This is a genomic window from Luedemannella helvata (assembly GCF_039528415.1).
In the GTDB taxonomy this organism is placed as follows: domain Bacteria; phylum Actinomycetota; class Actinomycetes; order Mycobacteriales; family Micromonosporaceae; genus Luedemannella; species Luedemannella helvata.
The window spans coordinates 108,961-127,468 of sequence record NZ_BAAALS010000012.1 but is presented as its reverse complement, the minus strand read 5'-3'; the positions used below and the strand labels follow the sequence as shown (position 1 = coordinate 127,468).

Sequence of the window (18,508 nt, the reverse complement as noted above, 5' to 3'; positions counted from 1 at the left end):
GCGCTTGGAGACAGTAGCATGCACTGGCCGATCGCCGCGCATACGGCTGGTGCAGAGGGCAGATACCATCATGTCCTCGAAAGCGAGGAGGACCGGTGAGCGTGCTGCAACGCTTTGAAAAGCGCTTGGAAGGCCTGGTTGAGGGGGCCTTCGCCAAGGTGTTCAAGGGGGTCGTCCACCCTGTGGAGATCCTCAACGCCATGCAGCGGGAGGCGGAGGCCCATAAGGCGATCTTGGCCGGTGGGCGCACGCTCGTGCCGAACCGCTACGTGATCGATCTCTCGCCCTACGACCACAGCCGGCTGGCGCCGTACGCGGCGGCCCTCGCCCAGGAGCTCGCCCAGTCCCAGGCCGAGTTCATCGGCGAGCAGGGCTGGACGGTCTACGGCGACGTGATCGTCGAGATCGAGCGGGGGGATGGCCTCGACACCGGCATGTTCCGGGTCACCGCCGAGGTCTACACGGGCGCCGACATGGCTCCGCCGAACCCGTACGACCAGGGTGGCATGCAGGGCGGCTACGGCGGGGGGCCGTACGCGGGCCAGCAGGCCGGTGGCGGGTACGGACCGCCCATGGGCGCCGGCGGGCCGGCGCGCAACGCCCGGCTGGTCTCCAGCGACGGCCGCACCTACCCGCTGTCCATCGGGTCGACCGTGATCGGCCGGGGTGACCAGGCCAACCTTCGCCTGCCCGACGTCGGCATCTCGCGCCGACACGCCCGCATCGACTTCGACGGCGCCCAGGTGGTCCTCACCGACCTGGGTTCGACCAACGGGACGTCGGTCAACGGTCAGCGCGTCTCCGCCGTGGCGTTGAACCCCGGAGACATGATCCAGCTCGGAACGACCACCCTGACGTTCCGAGTGGACGGCTAACCGCCTTGCCCGAAATCGTCCTCACGGTTGCCCGGTACGGGTTTCTCGTCCTGTTGTGGATCTTCGTGTTCACAGTGGTCGGGGTGATCCGTCGTGACCTCTTCTCGGGCAGCCGGACGTCCCGGCTCGTGGCGGCGCCGCGGGGGGTCGGCGTACCGTCCGGGCAGGGGCGACCCGCGAAGGTGAAGCGGGGACGCGCCGCGCACAACCTCATCGTGACCGAGGGTGCCCTCGCGGGCACCCGGCTGACCCTGGGCGAACAGGCCATCTCCATCGGCCGCGCCGAGGACTCCACGCTCGTCATCACCGATGACTACGCCTCCGCCCGGCACGCGCGACTGGTGCCGCGCAACGGGCAGTGGTTCGTGGAGGATCTCGGCTCGACCAACGGGACCTACCTCGACCGCACCAAGGTCACCGCACCAACCCCCGTACCCCTTGGCGTCCCGATCCGCATCGGGCGCACATCTATCGAGCTGCGGCCATGACTCTGACTCTGCGTTACGCGGCGCGAAGCGACCGCGGTCTGATCCGGGGCGGAAACCAGGATTCCGTCTACGCCGGACCGCGCCTGCTCGCGGTGGCCGACGGCATGGGCGGCATGGCCGCCGGCGACGTCGCCAGCAACATCGTCATCGCCAACCTCGCGCACCTCGACGAGGACGCGGTCGGGGACTCCCCGATCGACGACCTGCGGCGCGCGGTCCAGGCGGCCAACCAACAGATACGCGAGACCGTCGACCAGAACCCCGCCATGGAGGGCATGGGCACCACGCTGACCGGCATGCTGCACGCCGGCAGCAAGTTCGGCATGGTGCACATCGGCGACTCCCGGGCGTACATGCTGCGCGACGGGCAGTTCACCCAGATCACCCGCGACGACACGTACGTGCAGTTGCTTGTCGACGAGGGAAAGATCACCGCCGACGAGGCGAACACCCACCCGCAGCGCTCCCTGCTGATGCGCGCCCTCGACGGCCGCGACGTGGACCCCGAGTTCTCCGTGCGCCAGGCCATCAAGGGCGACCGCTACCTGCTGTGCAGCGACGGCCTGTCGGGCGTGGTCAGCGACGAGACGATCGCGGCCACCCTCAAGGAGTACGCCGACCCCGACCAGTGCGCCGAGCGGCTGATCCAGCTCGCGCTGCGCGGCGGCGGCCCGGACAACATCACGGTCGTGATCGTGGACGTGACCGACGACGACATCGTCGAGTCGACGCCGATCGTGGCCGGCGCGGCCGCGGCCGACCGGGGCATGGCGACCTCCGCGGACGCCTCGATGTCCTCGGCGCGCGCCGCCGAGTACGCGGCGCCCCGCGCCGGCGCGCCCCCGGCGGAACCGCCGCCGGCCCCGGCCGAGGACGAGCGCCCCGCGCGTCACCCTGTCCGCACGTCGCTGTTTCTCGTGCTGATCCTCGCCCTCATCGGTGGCGCGGCCTGGTACGGCTGGCACTACACCCAGACGAGGTACTACGTCGGGGTGACCGAGGACGGCACGGTCGCGGTGTTCCGGGGCATCCCCGGCCAGGTCGCCGGGTTCGACCTGTCGACGACCGACTACCTCAGCAACATCCGCATCGAGGACCTGACCGTCTTCGCGCAGGCCGAGGTTCGCGACGGCATCACGGCCGACAGCCGCGCCGACGCCCGCCAGCGCCTTGACGACCTGCTCAACCCGATGAACCGCAACCTGCTGCCGCTGTGTCCCACGGCCGCGCCGAGCGCCCCCGCCTCCGGCGGACCGACCGGTGCCTCGCCCGCCCCCACGGCGACAGCCTCGCCTTCGCCCTCGCCGGAGCCGCAACCGTCCGGCCCGCCCGACTGCCGCCCGGTCAACCGCTGAGCGATGCCCCGTCCGACCGAGCCGTCCGTACCGAGCGTGAGGAAGCCGAAGCCGTGAGCGCAGCCGCAATGCCCATGCCGAACCCGGTCGTCACGACCGGGTCGGTGCGGCGTCCGCGGACGCGGCGCAATGTGGAACTCGCGCTGCTCATCTTCGCCATGATCGTTGTCCTGCTGTTCTCGGCGGCCGTCGAGGCGGGGATGATGGAGGAGGTCACGCCGGACTTCTGGGTGCCCGTGGGGGTCAGCTTCCTGATCTTCCTAGGCATGCACTTCGTCATCCGGTGGCTGGCCCCGTATGCCGACCCGGTGCTGCTCCCGGCCGTGGCGCTGATCAACGGGATGGGCATCGCCTTCCTGCGTCGCCTCGACCTGGGCGCCGCGCCGGCCGCGCAGCGGGCCGACCTGAGCGCGTTCAGCGGCGACTCCGTGCGCCAGTTGTTCTGGACGGCCGCCGCGGTCGTCGGGGCCACGCTGCTGCTGTTCATCATGCGGGACCACAAGTCGCTGTCGCGGTACGCGTACACGCTGGGTCTTGTCGGCATCGTCCTGGTGCTCATCCCGGCCGTGCTGCCCGCCCGCTTCTCGGCCATCAACGGGGCCAAGCTGTGGATCAAGGTCGGCCCCGAGAACGACCCGTACTTCTCGATCCAACCGGGTGAGTTCGCCAAGATCTGTCTGCTCAGCTTCTTCGCGTACTACCTGGTCCGCAAGCGCGAGGTGCTGTCGCTGGCGAGCAAGCGGATCCTCGGCATCGACTTCCCGCGCGCCCGCGACCTCGGCCCGGTGCTCGTCGTCTGGCTCGTCAGCCTCATGGTTCTGATCTTCGAGAAGGACCTGGGCACCTCGCTGCTGTACTTCGGCATGTTCGTGGTGACGCTCTACATCGCCACCGAGCGGGCCAGTTGGCTGATCATCGGTCTGCTGCTGTTCTTCGGCGGCGCGATCTCGGCGTACTTCCTCGGCGCCGCCATCGGGGGCCCGTTCGCTAACTTCTACGACCGGGCCAACATCTGGCTCGACCCGTTCGCCGACGCCAACGGCACGGGCTACCAGCTGGTCCAGTCGCTGCTGGGTCTCGGCACGGGCGGCATGTTCGGCGTGGGGCCGGGCAAGGGCCTGCCGTACCTCGCGGACTTCGACCAGTACGTGCTGCCGGCCGTACACAACGACTTCATCTTCGCCGGGCTCGGCGAGGAGATCGGGCTGTTCGGCCTGACGGCGATGCTCGCGGTGTACCTGTTCATCGCGGTGCGCGGCCTGCGCGCGGCGATCACGGTGCGCGACTCGTTCGGCAAGCTGCTCGCCGGCGGGCTGTCCTTCACGCTCGGCCTGCAGGTCTTCGTCATCATCGGCGGCATCAGCCAGCTGATCCCGCTGACCGGCCAGACCACCCCGTTCCTGTCCGCCGGCGGCTCCTCGCTCATGGCGAACTGGCTGCTGGTCGCCGTGCTGTTGCGGGTCTCCGACGCGGGCCGCCGGCCGGTCACGCTCGCGACGGGCGGCGGCGGGGTCGTCGCACCGCCGCAGAAGCTGGCCGATATTCCGACGGAGGTGGTCCGGTGAACGCGCCGCTGCGCCGGGTCGGCGTCGTCGTCCTGGTGCTGTTCGGCCTGCTCTTCGCCAACCTCAACTGGCAGCAGGTCTACAAGTCCGACGACTACCGCACCGACGACCAGCACAACCACATCCGGGTCCAGGCCCAGGAGTACGAGCGCGCCCGTGGCCAGATCGTGGTCGACGGCTCGCCGGTCGCGAAGAGCGTCGAGACCACGGACACCCTCAAGTACCTGCGGCAGTACCCGGAGGGAGCGCTGTACGCGCACATCGTCGGGTACAAGTCGGTCGACTTCGGCGCCACGAACGTGGAGCGGATGGAGAACGACTTCCTCGCCGGTACGGCGGACTCGTTCCTGGACGACCGCATCGCGGAGGCGTTCACCGGCAAGCAGTCGCCGGGCGGCAACACGCTGCTGACGCTCAAGAAGGGCGTCCAGGAGACGGCGTACAAGCAGCTGCGCGACAACAACGTGGGCGCCGACCGCGGCGCGGTCGTCGCGCTCGACGCGTCGACCGGGGCGATCCTCGCGGCCACCTCGACGCCCTCCTTCGACCCGAACAAGCTCACGACGCACAACTCGGGCGCGGTGCGCGAGCAGATCAACAAGCTGGACAAGGATCCGGACAAGCCGCTGATCAACCGGGCCTTCTCGGAGATCTTCCCGCCCGGCTCGACCTTCAAGGTCGTCGTCTCGGCCGCCGCGCTGAACAACGGCGTGCGACCCGACACCGTGCTCAAGGGCGGCTCGGGATACCAGGCGCCGGACACCCAGCAGGTGATCCGCAACGCGCCCGGCGTCGTCTGCCCGGACAACATCACGCTCAAGCAGGCCCTCACGGTCTCGTGCAACACGGCCTTCTCCCGCTACGGCGTGGAGCAGCTCGGCGCGGACAAGCTGAAGGAGGCCGCGGCGGCGTTCGGGTTCGGGCAGCAGAACAACCTCACCCGGGACGACAAGAACCTCTTCAACGTCGCGGTCAGCGAGACCGGCACGATGGAGGGCCCGGACGGCAACGTGGACCGGCCCGCGCTCGCGCAGTCGTGCATCGGCCAGCGTGACGTGAAGATGTCGCCGTTGCAGGGCGCTCTCATCGCCGCCTCCGTCGTCAACGGCGGCGACCAGATGCGCCCGTACATCGTCGACACGCTGCAGGCCGACGCCCGCGCGGTCTACCACGCCCAGCCCACCGTCCTGCGCAAGCCCATCAACGGCGACGTGGCTGCCCAGTTGCAGGACATGATGATCAACGTGGTGGAGAACGGCACCGGCCGCAACGCCCGCGTCGACGGCGCCCAGGTGGGCGGCAAGACCGGTACCGCCCAGAACGGTGACGCGCCCGACCACGGCTGGTTCATCGGGTTCGGCATCAAGGACGGCAAGAAGGTCGCCGTGGCCGTGCTGCTGCAGAACGCGGGGTCCGGCGGTAGCGCCGAGGCGACCCGGATCGCGGGCGAGGTCCTGAAGGCGGCGCTGAAGTGACGCGACTGCGAGCGAGGTCTCGATGATCAGTCCAGGGACGGTCCTCGGCGGTCGCTACCGCCTGGAGGAGCGCATTGCCAGCGGCGGCATGGGCGACGTGTGGCGCGCCGTCGACGACGTGCTGGGACGCACCGTGGCGGTGAAGGTGCTGCTGCCCGCGCTGCTGGAGGAGCCCGGCTTCGGCGAGCGCTTCCGGGGCGAGGCCCGCACGATGGCCACCATCAACCACGCCGGCGTGGTCGACATCTACGACTACAGCAGCGAATCAGCCGTCGGGTCGTACCTCGTGATGGAGTACGTCGACGGTGACGCCCTGTCGCGCACCCTGTCGCGGGTCGGACGGCTCACCCCGGCGCGCACGATGGCGCTCGTCGCCCAGGCCGCCGAGGCGCTGCACTCCGCGCACGTCAAGGGCGTGGTGCACCGCGACGTGAAGCCGGGCAACCTGCTCGTGCGTCCCAACGGCACCCTCGTCCTCACGGACTTCGGCATCGCCCGCGCGGTCGGCGCCGCGCAGCTCACGGCCGCCGGGTCGGTGCTGGGCACGGCCGCGTACATCTCGCCGGAGCAGGCGATGGGGCAGCAGGCCACGCCGCTGAGCGACATCTACGCGCTCGGCATCGTCGCCTACCAGTGCCTGTCCGGCCGCCGGCCGTTCGAGGGCGACAACCCGCTCGAGATCGCCATGCGGCACGTGCGCGAGGTGCCGCCGCCGCTGCCGCCCGACATTCCGGTGCCCGTACGCGTGATCGTCGAGCGGGCCATCGCGAAGGAGCCGACCGCCCGGTGGCCCGACGCGGCCGCGTTCGCCTCCGTCGCCCGCCGCGCGGCCGCCACGCTCGCGGCCGCGAACCGGCAGGCCCAGGCCGGCGTCGCGCCCGGTACGCCCGTGCACGTGAGCGGCGGGCCTGCGGGCACGCCTGCCCAGGTCAGCGGCGCGCAGGTCAGCGGCGGCCAGGTCGGCGCGCCCGGGCAGCCGTCCGCCGGCCAGGTCTCCCCCGGCGTCGGGTCGCCCGGCCAGCTGCCCGGGGTCGGGCAGGCGCCCGCGGTCGGCCAGCTGCCCGGGGTCGGGCAGGCGTCGCCGGCCGCGTACCAGGGCCGCGTCAGCCCCGGCGTGGCCGCTGTGCCGCCCGGCGGTCAGTACCCGGCCTCGCCGGGCCAGCCGTACGGGACGATGCCGGGTCAGCCCGGCTACCCGGTCGGCTACCCCCAGCCCCAGTACCCGACGACGCAGCCGACCGGCAACCGCACCGGCCTCGTCATCGCGATCATCGTGGCGGTGGTCGTGGTGGCCATCTGTATCGGGGCGGCCGTCGCGCTGTCCAAGAACGGCGGCTGAGGTGCGTCAGGTGTGGTCCCCCGTGAGCCCACCCCGGCGGGTATCAGCGCGCTCACGATGGCGGGCTGACAGAGTGGTACGGACAGTGCTTGACGACAGCGAAGGACGACGGACGAGATGACCGCCCAGGCTCCTCTCCTCGGGGGGCGGTACCAAGTTGGCGAGCTGCTCGGTTACGGCGGCATGGCCGAGGTTCGCCGTGGGCGCGACCTGCGCCTGGGCCGCGACGTGGCGATCAAGCTGCTCCGCGCGGATCTCGCCCGCGACGACACCTTCCAGATGCGGTTCCGCCGCGAGGCGCAGAACGCCGCCGCCCTCAACCACCCCGCGATCGTCGCCGTCTACGACACCGGCGAGGAGCGCGGCCCGGCCGGCGAGTCGCTGCCGTACATCGTCATGGAGTACGTCAACGGCCGCACGCTGAAGGAGGTCCTGGCGGCGGAGGGGCGGCTGCAGCCGCGCCGGGCGCTGGAGCTCACGGCCGAGATCTGCGCGGCGCTGGAGTTCAGCCACCGCCACGGCATCATCCACCGCGACATCAAGCCCGGCAACGTGATGCTCACCCAGACCGGCCAGGTCAAGGTCATGGACTTCGGCATCGCCCGGGCCCTGGCCAGCGGCGCGTCCACGATGACCCAGACGAGCGCGGTCATCGGCACCGCGCAGTACCTGTCGCCGGAGCAGGCGCGCGGCGAGGCCGTGGACGCCCGCAGCGACGTCTACGCCACCGGCTGCGTGCTGTTCGAGCTGATGACCGGGCACCCGCCGTTCATCGGTGACAGCCCGGTCAGCGTCGCGTACCAGCACGTGCGCGAGGACCCTAAGCCCCCGAGCCTGAGCAACCGCGACGTGCCTCCGGCCGTCGACGCGATCGTGCTCAAGGCGCTCACGAAGAACCCCGTCAACCGGTACCAGAGCGCCGCGGAGATGCGGGCCGACGTGCTGCGCGCCGCCCAGGGACGCCCGGTGCACGCCGAGCCCGTGCTGCCGATGGACGAGGCTGGGCCGACGCAGGTGCTGCGCAGCCCCACGGGCACGACGCGCCAGATCCCGGCCGGCGTCGGCAACACGCGCCGCCGCAAGACCAGCGGCTGGGCGATCGCCGCGCTCACGACCCTCGGCGTCCTCGCCGTCATCGCGTTGACGGCCGGCCTGATCATCATGAACCTGCCCAAGAAGGCCGTCGTTCCGACGGTGACCGGGCTGTCCGTGGAGGAAGCGACCACGAGGTTGAACGCGGCGGGCCTGACCGCGAAGCCGGAACCGCGTACCGGCACGGACTGCCCCAGGGGCGAGGTGATCGGGCAGAACCCGCAGCCCAACCAGCGCGTCGAGCAGAAGTCCGAGGTCGTCATCACCTGGTGTGCCGGCCCGAACCAGGTCAAGGTGCCGAGCCTGGTGGGCACGAGCAAGGGCAACGCCGAGGAGCAGCTCAAGGGCGCCGGCCTCGTGCCGAAGTGGAAGCAGGTCGACAGCGAGCGGCCGAAGGACGAAGTCGTCCGGACCAACCCGAAGTCCGGCACGGAGCTGCCCGAGGGCTCCACGGTCGAGGTCGAGATCTCGCGGGAGAACATGAAGAAGGTCGACGACGTGGCCGGCCGGAGCGAGGAGGCGGCGCGGGCGATCCTGACCAACGCCAATTTCCAGGTCCGGGTCGCCGATCGCCTGACGACCGACGAGTCCCAGGTCGGCATCGTGATGAGCCAGGACCCGGACGGTGGCACGGTCCTCAAGACCGGCAGCACGATCACGCTCTATGTCGGTGTGCTCCAGGAGCCCACGACGGCGCCGCCCACAACGGCGCCGCCCACGAGCGCCCCGCCCACGTAGCCCGCGGCGGCACCTGCCGCCGCGGGGGCCGGGCGAACCGACCGCGTGATCAGGCGAACGCGGCCACCCGGCGGGACTCGACCTCCGCGACGAGTGCCGGGGCGCGGTCGAGGGCCTCGGGCAGGCCGCACGCCGCGAGCCAGTTGGCCAGCATGAGGTGCCCGCCCTGGGTCAGCACCGACTCCGGGTGGAACTGCACGCCCTCGATCGGCATGCTGCGGTGGCGCATCGCCATGATGACGCCCGACTCCGTCCGCCCGGTGATCTCGATCTCGTCGGGCAGCGTCGACTCGACGACCGCCAGCGAGTGGTACCGCGTGGCCGTGAACGGCGTCGGCAGGCCGGCCAGCACGCCCTGGCCGGAGTGCGACACCGTCGAGGTCTTGCCGTGGAGCAGCTCGGGGGCCCGGGTGACCGTGGCGCCGAACGCCTCGCCGATGGCCTGATGGCCCAGGCAGACGCCGAAGATGGGCAGCTGTCCCGCGTACTCCCTGATGAGGTTGAGGCAGATGCCGGCGCGGGCGGGTGTGCCGGGTCCGGGGGACAGCAGGACCCCCGCCGGGCGCAACTCCCCGACCTCCGCCACGGTGATCTCGTCGTTGCGCCGCACGTCGCACTGGACGCCGAGCTGGCCCAGGTACTGCACCAGGTTGTAGACGAAGCTGTCGTAGTTGTCGATCACGAGTACGCGCATGGTTGTCCTCATCGGTGACTCGGCGAAACGGGCGGCGGTGACGACGGCGCGGGCACGACCCCGTCGGTCTGGCTGACCTGCACGTCGTCGAACGGCAGCAGCGGCTCGACCGCGGGGAACACCCAGAACCACAGGATGGCAACCGCGACGATAACGAGCAACACCGATCCCGTGAGCTTGCCGGGCAGCCCGAAGGGCAGCTTGCGCCAGATCCAGCCGTACATGGGCTACTTCTTCCTCAGGGCCTCGGGCAGGCCCGCGCTGCGGGGCGAGCTGTCCTGGAGCTCGGCGTGCACGATCAACCGATGGTAGTTGTCCCATTTCGGGTCGCAGGTCGTGATCGTGAGCATCGCGATCTCCGGCTTGGCCCCGACGTCGCCGGGCACGGGCGCGACCACGTCGACGTCTGTGGGCTTCACGATGCTGCGAGCGGTCACCCGGTAGGTGAAGAAGGTGGACCGGGTCTCGACGACGATCTCGTCGTCCGCGATCATCTTGTCGAGGTCCCAGAAGATCGCGGGGCTGCGGTGGCCGGCGACCGCGAAATTGCCGATCTGGCCCGGCAGGGCGCTCTTCGGGTAGTGCCCGGGCGCGTACCTGATGTCGGCGAGGCTGACGCCCTCCACGACGACCCAGTGCTTGTTCAGCTTCGGGATGTAGAGCCGGGCGATGGCCCAGCCGGGCGGCGCCGCGCCGGCCTTCGGGGCCGGGCTGGCCGACGGCCCGGGGGTCGGGTCGCCCCACAGCTGGGCCAGCTGCTTGTCCAGGTCGTCCTGGTGTTGCTGGACGATGACCGCTTTGCCCCAGATCTCGTACGCCGCGAACAGCAGCAGAACGAGGCCCGCTGTGATGAGCAACTCACCGAGCGTACGCACGCCCGTGCGGATCACGTCGCCACGCGTGCGCACCGGCGCCGACGCGGCGGGCTCGCCGGGCGCGGGCGCCGGCTCGTCGTCGCCGATGCGCCGGGTGGCGTAATACGTGGTCGGAGGCATGCTGGAGCCTAACCGGCAACCTGGGCATGATCCAGGTCAACCGAGCCGGAATACGCCGGCACGGTGATGTCGCCCTGCGAGGCGACGTCGTAGCCGAGGCCCCAGACGCGGGCCGCCTCCGCGAAGGCCCGCACGCCGGACGCGGCGTCCAGGGCCCGCCGCATGGCCTCCGGGTCGCCGATGGCGCGGACCACGAAGGGCGGGGAGTACACCTGCCCGTGGAGCAGCAGGGTGTTGCCGACGCAGCGGACCGCGCTCGTGGAGATCACCCGGACATCCATGATCGACATAGCCTCCGCGCCGCCGGCCCACAGTGCGTTGACCACGGACTGGACGTCCTGCTGGTGCACGACCACGTCGTCGACGCCGGCGCCGGCCGGCAGGCTGCCGTCGGGGCGCCGGGGGGCGTCGTCGAGGCGAACGACCAGCCCCGGCCCGTGCAGAGCGGTGAAGCCCGCCTCCTCGCGCACGACGTTCGCCCGGGCGCGCTGCTCGGCGATGCGGGAGTCCGAGCCGGCCTGGGCGCCGGTCTGCGCGTCGATGTCGCCCCGCAGCTGTGCGGCCTGCAACTCGCCGGCCGCCACCTGCTTGCGGCGCTCCTCGATGAGCCGGGACAGCTCGGGCCCGCGGTCATCGCGCAGGGCGGTGCCGGCCGCGGTGTGCGCGGTCGTGGTCATGAGGAGGCCGGCGACCAGGGCGATGAGGGGGACGAGCAGCGACCAGCCGCGGCGGCGGCGGCGCGGCAGCAGCACGCGACCGGCGCGGCTGGCCGCCTCGCGCCACGAGGCGCCGCGGGCGGATGTGTACTCCACCACACTCTCTTCCATCCCAGATGCCCAGCTCAGGCGTGATGCCGTGCCGCCCGGTTAGCCGCCAGGGTCACGGTGCCATTACGCTAGTTCCCAACCATTATTCACGGGGCGCCTCGGCGGTCATGGATATGGTCTCCGATGTCCCTCAGGAGAGCCCGTGCCTAAGTCATCAGTACGCAAGAAGAAGGTCTACACGGCGCCGCCGGAGATGCGCCCGCAGACCACGGCGGCGGCCAACAAGCCGAGCCCGCCGTGGGTGGCGGGGACCGCGCTCGGCCTCGTGGTGTTCGCCATCGTCTACCTGGTGGTCTACTACCTGACCCAGGGCTTCGTCGAGCTTGGCGACAACTTCACCTTCCTCGTGAACCTGGAGTACTGGAACCTGCTCATCGGCTTCGGTGCCATGGTCGCGGCCCTGGTGTTGTTCACCCGCTGGCGTTGATCTCCTCCGGCGTACCGATAAGGTGATGTTGCCTGCGACCCGCTGAAGGTCATCATGGGGTTACTCATGAGTAACTGAGGCGGGTAGGCTCAGCACTTTCCGGTACGCGCAGGAGGCCAACCATGGGTGCGGTCCAGATCGTCGCCACTGTGCTCGCGGTGGCGGTCACCGTGGCCGCGATCGTGCTCGTGGTCCGGGCCGTCCGGCGCATGGTCGAGGTGATCCGCCTCGGCCAGCCCGACCCCGAGCGCTTCGCCGACAAGGGCAGGCGCACGGGCACGATGCTCACCGAGATCGTTGGCCACACCCGCATGTTCAAGTGGACCCCGGTGGGCGTCGCCCACTGGCTGGTCATGGTCAGCTTCGTGCTGCTGTCGACGCTGGTCGTCGGAGCGTACTTCGAGGTCGTCAGCCCCACCGCGCACATCCCGCTGATCGGCGGCTGGAGCGTCTACGGCCTGGTCACCGAGATCTTCAGCGTGCTCGCCGTGCCCGCGATCCTCTACCTGATCGTGGTCCGGCTGACGAACCGCCCGCGCCGCAAGATGTCGCGCTTCACCGGCTCCACCATGTGGCAGGGGTACTTCGTCGAGTGGATTATCCTGCTCGTCCTGGTGTGCGGGATGCTCATCCGCGGCCTGCTCGCCGCGTCGGACCACCTGCCGTTCCCGGTCTGGGCCGCCCCGGTCAGCCACGCGCTCGGCAACATCCTGCCCGCCAGCCTCACGGCCGTCACGATCGTCGCCCTCATTAAGATCATCATCTCGATGACCTGGGCGATCGTCATCGGCCTCAACCCGACGATGGGCGTGGCCTGGCACCGCTTCACGGCCTTCCCCAACATCTTCTTCAAGCGCAGCGGCACCCAGGCACCGGCGCTGGGCGCCCTGCGGCCCATGATGAGCAACGGCGTCCCCCTCGACTTCGAGGAGGCCGACCCGGAGAAGGACCAGTTCGGCGTCAGCCAGGTCGAGCAGTTCACCTGGAAGGGCCTGCTCGACTTCACCACCTGCACCGAGTGCGGCCGCTGCCAGTCGCAGTGCCCCGCCTGGAACACCGGCAAGCCGCTCTCGCCGAAGCTGCTCGTGCTCAGCCTGCGCGACAACGCGTACGCCAAGGCCCCCTACCTGCTGGCCGGCGGCGGCAAGGACCTCACCGGCGAGGAGAAGGGCACCGCCGAGCAACTGGCCAACGTCAACGTGCTCGCGCTCGCCGAGGCCGAACGGCCGCTGATCGGCGGCGCCGACGTCCAGGGCATCATCGACCCGGACGTGCTGTGGTCGTGCACCACCTGCGGCGCCTGCGTCGAGCAGTGCCCGGTCGACATCGAGCACGTCGACCACATCGTCGACATGCGCCGCTACCAGGTGCTCATCGAGTCGAACTTCCCCAGCGAGGCCGGCGTCATGCTGCGCAACCTGGAGAACAAGGGCAACCCGTGGGGCGCGCCGCCGCAGACCCGCGCCGACTGGACCAAGGGCCTCGACTTCGACGTGCCGCGCGTCGGCGAGGTCGACGACTTCGAGTACCTGTTCTGGGTCGGCTGCGCCGGCGCCTTCGAGGACCGCGCCAAGAAGACCACCCGGGCCGTCGCCACGCTGCTGCACGAGGCCGGCGTCAGCTTCGCCATCCTCGGCGAGGGCGAGACCTGCACCGGCGACCCGGCCCGCCGCATGGGCAACGAGTTCATCTTCCAGATGCTCGCCCAGCAGAACGCCGAGACCCTCACCGACGCCGGCGCCAAGAAGGTCGTGGCGACCTGTCCGCACTGCTTCAACACCCTCAAGAACGAGTACGCGCAGGTGGGCTGGACCGGCGAGGTGGTGCACCACACCGAGCTGCTCTCGCACCTGGTCGCCACCGGCAAGCTCACCCCGGTGCAGCCCGTCGACGGCGGCGTCACCTTCCACGACCCGTGCTACCTCGGCCGGCACAACCGGGTGTTCACGCCCCCGCGCGAGGTCCTCGGCGACGTCATCGAGATGCCGCGCAACTCGGAGCGCTCCTTCTGCTGCGGCGCCGGCGGCGCCCGCATGTGGATGGAGGAGCGTATCGGCAAGCGCATCAACATCGAACGCGTCGAGGAGGCGCTCGCGACCGGGGCGTCCACCATCGCGGTCGGCTGCCCGTTCTGCGCCACCATGCTCGGCGACGGCGTGACCGCCAAGAAGTCGGCCGGCGCGGCGCCCGACACCGTCGAGGTGATCGACGTGGCGAGCGTCCTGCTCCGCCAGATCAAGGGCTAGCTAGTTCTCGTCCCAGCGGATCGCGGCGAAGACCAGGGCGATCACGACGCCGGCGGCGAGGATGCTGTACTTGCCGGCGCGCCGGACCTCCCGGAACTGCGTGCGCCGCAGTCCGGGGATCGCCTTGGCGCTGACCACGTAGTCCTTCCGGGCGCGCTTGGCACGCGCGAAGCTGGACCCGACCAGCATGCCAAAAACGACCGCGACCAACGCGCCGCCGACGAACATCTGCATCCGTACCCTCCGAACGCCGTAGACGGCCAGCATTCCGGGTGAATCCGACGTCCGCAATCGCCAGATCGGGCTAGATCGCTGAACGGCACGATCCGGAGGTGCCGTGGGGGTCGTAGCGGGTACATGCGAGAATTCGGGTCGAATCGAGGGGACCGGGTGTTCATCGAAACCATCCTGCCGCTGCTGGCGTTCGCACTGCTGACCGCCGGCAACGCTGGATTCGTGGCGGCCGAGTTCTCGCTCGTGACCGTCGACCGGGCCGAGGTGGACCAGCAGGCCGCCGCCGGCGACCCGAAGGCGCGTACGGTCCGCAAGGCGCTGCGCCAGCTGTCGTTCCAGCTCTCCGGCGCGCAGCTGGGCATCACGATCACCGCGCTCCTCACGGGTTACCTGGCCGAGCCCGCGCTGGCGAAGCTGTTCACCCCGGTCGTCGAGCCGATCGCCAAGGGCGCCACCGCCGGAGTCGCGCACATCCTGGCGCTCGTCCTGGCCACGCTGCTGTCCATGCTCTTCGGCGAGCTGGTCCCCAAGAACGTCGCGCTCGCCCGGCCGATGCCGACCGCGCGCCTGACGGCCGGGCCGCAGCGCGCGTTCTCGGTGACGTTCAAGTGGCTCATCCTCGCCCTGAACAACTCGGCGAACTGGATCGTGCGCCGCTTCGGCATCGAGCCGCAGGAGGAGCTTGCGAGCGCCCGCTCGCCTGAGGAACTCGGGCTGCTCGCGGCGTACTCCGCGAAAGCCGGCGCGTTGCCGCACGAAACCGCGGTTCTGTTGCAGCGGACGATCCGGTTCGCGGACAAGCGTGCGGCGGAGGCCATGACGCCGCGCGTCGACGTGCTGGCCGTGGCGGCGGACGAGACGGTCGCCGCGGTGCTCGCGACCGCCCGCTCGTCGGGCTACAGCCGTTTCCCGGTCTTCGAGGAGACCCTCGACCAGGTGGTCGGCGTGGTCACCGTGATCGACGCCCTGTCGGTGCCGATCGCCGCGCGGGCGACGACGCTCGTGAAGACGGTGGCGCGCGAGCCCGTGCTCGTACCGGAGTCGTTGGACCTCGACGGCGTGCTCGCCACGCTGCGCGCGGGCGGCGGCGACCTCGCGATCGTCGTCGACGAGTACGGCGGAACGGACGGGGTCGTCACCATCGAGGACCTGGTCGAGGAGCTGGTCGGTGAGATCACCGACGAGTACGACCTGGCCGAGCAGGCGCCCGACCGGCCGCGGCTGGCCGATGTGGCCGCCCCGGGGGCGGAGGTGACCGCCGGTCGCCGCGACCGCCGGTGGCTCGTCGACGGGGTGCTGCGCGAGGACGAACTGGCCGAACTGACCGGCTTCCGGATGCCGGAGGGTCCGTACGAGACGCTCGCGGGATTCCTCATGGCCCGGCTCGGGCACATTCCGGTCGCCGGGGAGGTCGTCGAGGAGATGGGCTGGGAGTTCACCGTCGTCGAGGTGGACCGCCGCCGGGTCGAACAGGTCCGGGTCGTCGGCCCGCCGCCACTCGACGAGGAGGACGACCAATGAGCCTGCTCATCAGCGTGATTCTCCTGTTCGGCAACGCGTTCTTCGTGGGCAGCGAGTTCGCGGTCATCGCCTCCCGGCGCACTGTCGTCGAGCCGCTCGCCGCGACGAGCCGGGCCGCCCGCCTGGCACTGCGCGCCATGAACCAGGTCCCGCTGATGATCGCGGGCGCGCAGCTCGGCATCACGATCTGCTCGCTCGGCCTCGGCGCGCTGGCCGAGCCCGCCCTGGCCCATCTCCTGGAGACGCCGTTCCACGCGCTCGGCCTGCCGGACGCCGCCGTGCACCCGGTCGCCTTCGTGCTGGCGCTGGGCGTGGTCGTCTTCCTGCACACGGTCGTCGGCGAGATGGTGCCCAAGAACATCACCCTGGCCGGTCCGGAGCGGGCCGTGCTCGTGCTGGGTCCGCCGTTCCTCGGCTTCTGCCTGCTGTTCAAGCCCGTACTCGTGGCCATGAAGTGGCTGTCGAAGAACATCCTGAAGATCTGGAGCATCGAGTCGGCGGACGCGGTGAAGACGGTCTATACCGCCGAGGAACTTGCGAACCTGGTCACACAGGCCAGCACCGAGGGTCTGCTGGCGCCCGTGGAGCATGAGCGCATCACGGGCGCGCTCGCGCTGCACCAGCGCACCGCGGGTGACGTGCTGCTGCCGTGGTCGGACGTGACCACGGTCGCCGAGGACGTGTCGCCGGCCGAGCTGGAAGTGCTGGCCACCCGCACGGGGCGCTCGCGTTTCCCGGTGGTCGGGCGGAGCTCCCGGCGCGTACTCGGGTTTGTGCATGTGAAGGACGTGTTGGGGGTGGCCGGGCCCGACCGGCGACGCCCGATCGAGCCGGAGCTGATCCGCCCGCTGGCGGTGGTGCCGCCGGACCGTACGCTCGCCGAGCTGCTCATCGCCATGCGCCGCGAGCGCCGGCACATCGTGCTCGTGAGCGACGGGCAGACCCCGCTGGGGGTCGTCACCCTGCACGACCTCCTGGGCGTGATCCAACCGCTGCCCGCGTAACGCACCGCAACCGTTGCTACACCCCTTGTGTACTAAGGCTTTTCCAACCGCAATCGAAAGTCATTTATGTGTACCCGACAGGTTGCGAGCACCGCATTGACTCCCTAATGTGAAGGACCGTCCGACCGTGACAGGCTGACCTCCCGGCGGCCGCGGGCGGACCCCGCCTAATCGTCGCGAGACGAATCGGGGACCCACCTGGTTTCAGATGGGGTGAATCCGCGGTCTTCCCGCGGTAGGGCCTGCTCTTCCCGCCCGAACCCGTCAGCTAACCCGGTCGGCGGTGAGGGAAGAAGGAGTCGGTTCGCCGTGGCCACCCCCGCCCGCGTCCACAGACCCTTGCGCGTCGCCCTTGTCGCGGCGGTTACCGCCGTTTCCGTTGTGCTCACGGCGGGTGCTCAGGCCCATGCGGCCGACCCGTCCGTCTCCGAGGTCGAGAAGCAGATCGCCGATCTGTGGGCCGACGCGGAGCCGATGATCGAGCACTACAACAAGGTGCACGAGCAGTACAAGAAGAACAAGGCGAAGCTCGCCGCGCTGAAGAAGAAGATCGAGCCGCTGGAGCGGCAGGTCGACCTGGCCCAGATCCGCATCGGCGTGGTCTCCGCCCAGATCTACAAGGGCGGCCAGGCCAGCGCGATCAACGCGATGCTCGCCAGCGGAGAGCCCCGCGACCTCGCCGACCAGCTGTCGCTGCTCGACCAGCTCGCCCGCGAACAGCAGCGGCAGATCTCCGGCGTCACCGAGCTCAAGAACAAGTACGACAAGCAGCGGGCCCCGCTCGACACCCTGGTCGCGAAGCTCGCCGAGCAGGACAAGGACCTGCTCAAGAAGACCCACGAGATCGAGGACAAGCTCAAGGACCTGCAGGCGCTGCGCCGCAAGCTGTACGGCACGTCCGGTGGCACCGGCTCCTACCGCCCCTGGCCCTGCCCGTCCGAGTACGCGCCGACGAACGGCTACAAGGCCGCCAAGTTCGCGTGCTCCCAGGCCGGCGACCCGTACGTCTGGGCCGCCGCCGGGCCCAACAGCTACGACTGCTCGGGCCTGACCCTACGGTCGTGGTCCCAGGTCGGCGTCTCCCTGCCGCACAACGCAGCCGCGCAGCGCTCCTCGATGAAGTACATCGACAAGGCCGATCTCCAGATCGGTGACCTGGTCTTCTACTTCAGCAACCTGCGTCATGTGGCGATCTACGTCGGCGACGGCAAAGTCATGCACGCGCCGACAGCGGGCGACAACGTCCGCATGGCCGAGATGTACTCCGTGGGCAGCGTCCACAGCTTCGGCCGACCAGGCTAGTTCCTTCCCGCTCCGATGGCGGCCGCCCGATCTCCGTTCGGGCGGCCGCCATCGTGCGTTGTCCGAACAGCGCGGCTCCCGGCGATCGCGCGGCGTGTCCGCCGCCCCGGCCCCAAAGTCGTGCCTTTGGCGGGGTGCGGGGAGGCTCCTCTCGCCATAAGCGCGACTTTGGTGGGGTGGACGGCTCGCGACCTCGCCAAAGTCGTGGTTTTGGTGGCTTGGGGGCCGGCCTCGGTCGCCAAAGTCGTGGTTTTGGTGGCTTGGGGGCCGGCCTCGGTCGCCAAAGTCGTGGTTTTGGTGGCTTGGGGGCCGGCCTCGGTCGCCAAAGTCG

Annotated in this window: 17 protein-coding genes and 1 riboswitch; of the genes, 12 read left to right on the top strand and 5 right to left on the bottom strand. The window is 70.2% G+C overall.

The genetic code is table 11. The features are described 5' to 3' along the window. Positions 1-95 precede the first annotated feature (95 nt). The 7 genes from ABD191_RS14275 to pknB all read left to right on the top strand — a co-directional run bounded on the left by ABD191_RS14275 (position 96) and on the right by pknB (position 8,927). Entirely contained in the window at positions 96-875 is a 780-nt protein-coding gene (locus tag ABD191_RS14275; RefSeq protein WP_344081493.1) for an FHA domain-containing protein, read from the top strand. Positions 876-880: 5 nt separating this feature from the next. Then, a complete protein-coding gene (locus ABD191_RS14270; RefSeq protein ID WP_344081490.1) occupies positions 881-1,363 on the top strand; it encodes an FHA domain-containing protein FhaB/FipA in 483 nt (160 codons plus the stop codon). Next, positions 1,360-2,718, top strand: a complete 1,359-nt coding sequence (locus ABD191_RS14265) for a PP2C family protein-serine/threonine phosphatase (RefSeq protein ID WP_344081487.1) — start codon at positions 1,360-1,362, stop codon at positions 2,716-2,718. Before ABD191_RS14270 ends, ABD191_RS14265 begins: the two co-directional genes overlap by 4 nt. Positions 2,719-2,786: 68 nt before the next feature. Next, positions 2,787-4,283 (top strand): FtsW/RodA/SpoVE family cell cycle protein, encoded by a 1,497-nt coding sequence (locus ABD191_RS14260; protein WP_344081647.1) that lies wholly within the window; start codon positions 2,787-2,789, stop codon positions 4,281-4,283. Continuing rightward, positions 4,280-5,758: a peptidoglycan D,D-transpeptidase FtsI family protein gene (locus tag ABD191_RS14255; RefSeq protein ID WP_344081484.1), complete on the top strand. Its 1,479-nt coding sequence runs from the start codon at positions 4,280-4,282 to the stop codon at positions 5,756-5,758. Before ABD191_RS14260 ends, ABD191_RS14255 begins: the two co-directional genes overlap by 4 nt. Positions 5,759-5,780: 22 nt before the next feature. Then, a complete protein-coding gene (locus ABD191_RS14250) occupies positions 5,781-7,097 on the top strand; it encodes a serine/threonine-protein kinase (RefSeq protein WP_344081481.1) in 1,317 nt (438 codons plus the stop codon). A 117-nt stretch (positions 7,098-7,214) separates the two neighbouring features. Then, the gene (gene pknB, locus ABD191_RS14245) at positions 7,215-8,927 is read left to right on the top strand and encodes a Stk1 family PASTA domain-containing Ser/Thr kinase (RefSeq protein WP_344081478.1); all 1,713 of its coding nucleotides are present in this window, start codon (positions 7,215-7,217) and stop codon (positions 8,925-8,927) included. Between the two features lie 49 nt (positions 8,928-8,976). Here pknB and ABD191_RS14240 read toward each other — a convergent pair whose 3' ends face one another. From ABD191_RS14240 to ABD191_RS14225, 4 genes are read right to left on the bottom strand one after another with little or no spacing between them, the layout of a single operon-like run. Then, positions 8,977-9,621 (bottom strand): aminodeoxychorismate/anthranilate synthase component II, encoded by a 645-nt coding sequence (locus tag ABD191_RS14240; protein ID WP_344081475.1) that lies wholly within the window; start codon positions 9,619-9,621, stop codon positions 8,977-8,979. 8 nt (positions 9,622-9,629) lie between these two features. After that, the gene (locus tag ABD191_RS14235) at positions 9,630-9,845 is read right to left on the bottom strand and encodes a hypothetical protein (protein WP_344081659.1); all 216 of its coding nucleotides are present in this window, start codon (positions 9,843-9,845) and stop codon (positions 9,630-9,632) included. Positions 9,846-9,848: 3 nt separating this feature from the next. Continuing rightward, positions 9,849-10,616, bottom strand: coding sequence for a class E sortase (locus tag ABD191_RS14230; RefSeq protein ID WP_344081472.1), 768 nt, complete (start codon positions 10,614-10,616; stop codon positions 9,849-9,851). Positions 10,617-10,624: 8 nt separating this feature from the next. Then, a complete protein-coding gene (locus ABD191_RS14225) occupies positions 10,625-11,428 on the bottom strand; it encodes a DUF881 domain-containing protein (protein ID WP_344081469.1) in 804 nt (267 codons plus the stop codon). Between the two features lie 157 nt (positions 11,429-11,585). Between ABD191_RS14225 and ABD191_RS14220 the strand changes: the two genes are divergently transcribed. Together ABD191_RS14220 and ABD191_RS14215 are read left to right on the top strand one after the other, a co-directional pair. Further along, positions 11,586-11,870, top strand: coding sequence for a cell division protein CrgA (locus tag ABD191_RS14220; RefSeq protein ID WP_344081466.1), 285 nt, complete (start codon positions 11,586-11,588; stop codon positions 11,868-11,870). A gap of 122 nt (positions 11,871-11,992) precedes the next feature. Continuing rightward, entirely contained in the window at positions 11,993-14,116 is a 2,124-nt protein-coding gene (locus ABD191_RS14215; RefSeq protein ID WP_344081463.1) for a (Fe-S)-binding protein, read from the top strand. Here the strand turns inward: ABD191_RS14215 and ABD191_RS14210 are convergent, their stop codons facing one another. Then, on the bottom strand, positions 14,117-14,350 hold the full coding sequence (locus ABD191_RS14210) for a hypothetical protein (RefSeq protein WP_344081460.1): 234 nt from the start codon (positions 14,348-14,350) through the stop codon (positions 14,117-14,119). Positions 14,351-14,473: 123 nt separating this feature from the next. Here ABD191_RS14210 and ABD191_RS14205 point away from each other — a divergent pair, with 123 nt between their 5' ends. From ABD191_RS14205 to ABD191_RS14195, 3 genes are all read left to right on the top strand, one after another. Then, the gene (locus ABD191_RS14205) at positions 14,474-15,871 is read left to right on the top strand and encodes a hemolysin family protein (RefSeq protein ID WP_344081457.1); all 1,398 of its coding nucleotides are present in this window, start codon (positions 14,474-14,476) and stop codon (positions 15,869-15,871) included. Continuing rightward, positions 15,868-16,875 carry a hemolysin family protein gene (locus ABD191_RS14200; protein ID WP_344081455.1) on the top strand — a complete coding sequence of 336 codons (1,008 nt, stop codon included), beginning with the start codon at positions 15,868-15,870 and terminating at the stop codon, positions 16,873-16,875. Before ABD191_RS14205 ends, ABD191_RS14200 begins: the two co-directional genes overlap by 4 nt. A 154-nt stretch (positions 16,876-17,029) precedes the next feature. Next, positions 17,030-17,173: riboswitch (cyclic di-AMP (ydaO/yuaA leader) on the top strand. 11 nt (positions 17,174-17,184) lie between these two features. Next, positions 17,185-18,177 (top strand): C40 family peptidase, encoded by a 993-nt coding sequence (locus ABD191_RS14195; protein ID WP_344081452.1) that lies wholly within the window; start codon positions 17,185-17,187, stop codon positions 18,175-18,177. The last annotated feature ends 331 nt before the right edge of the window (positions 18,178-18,508 follow it).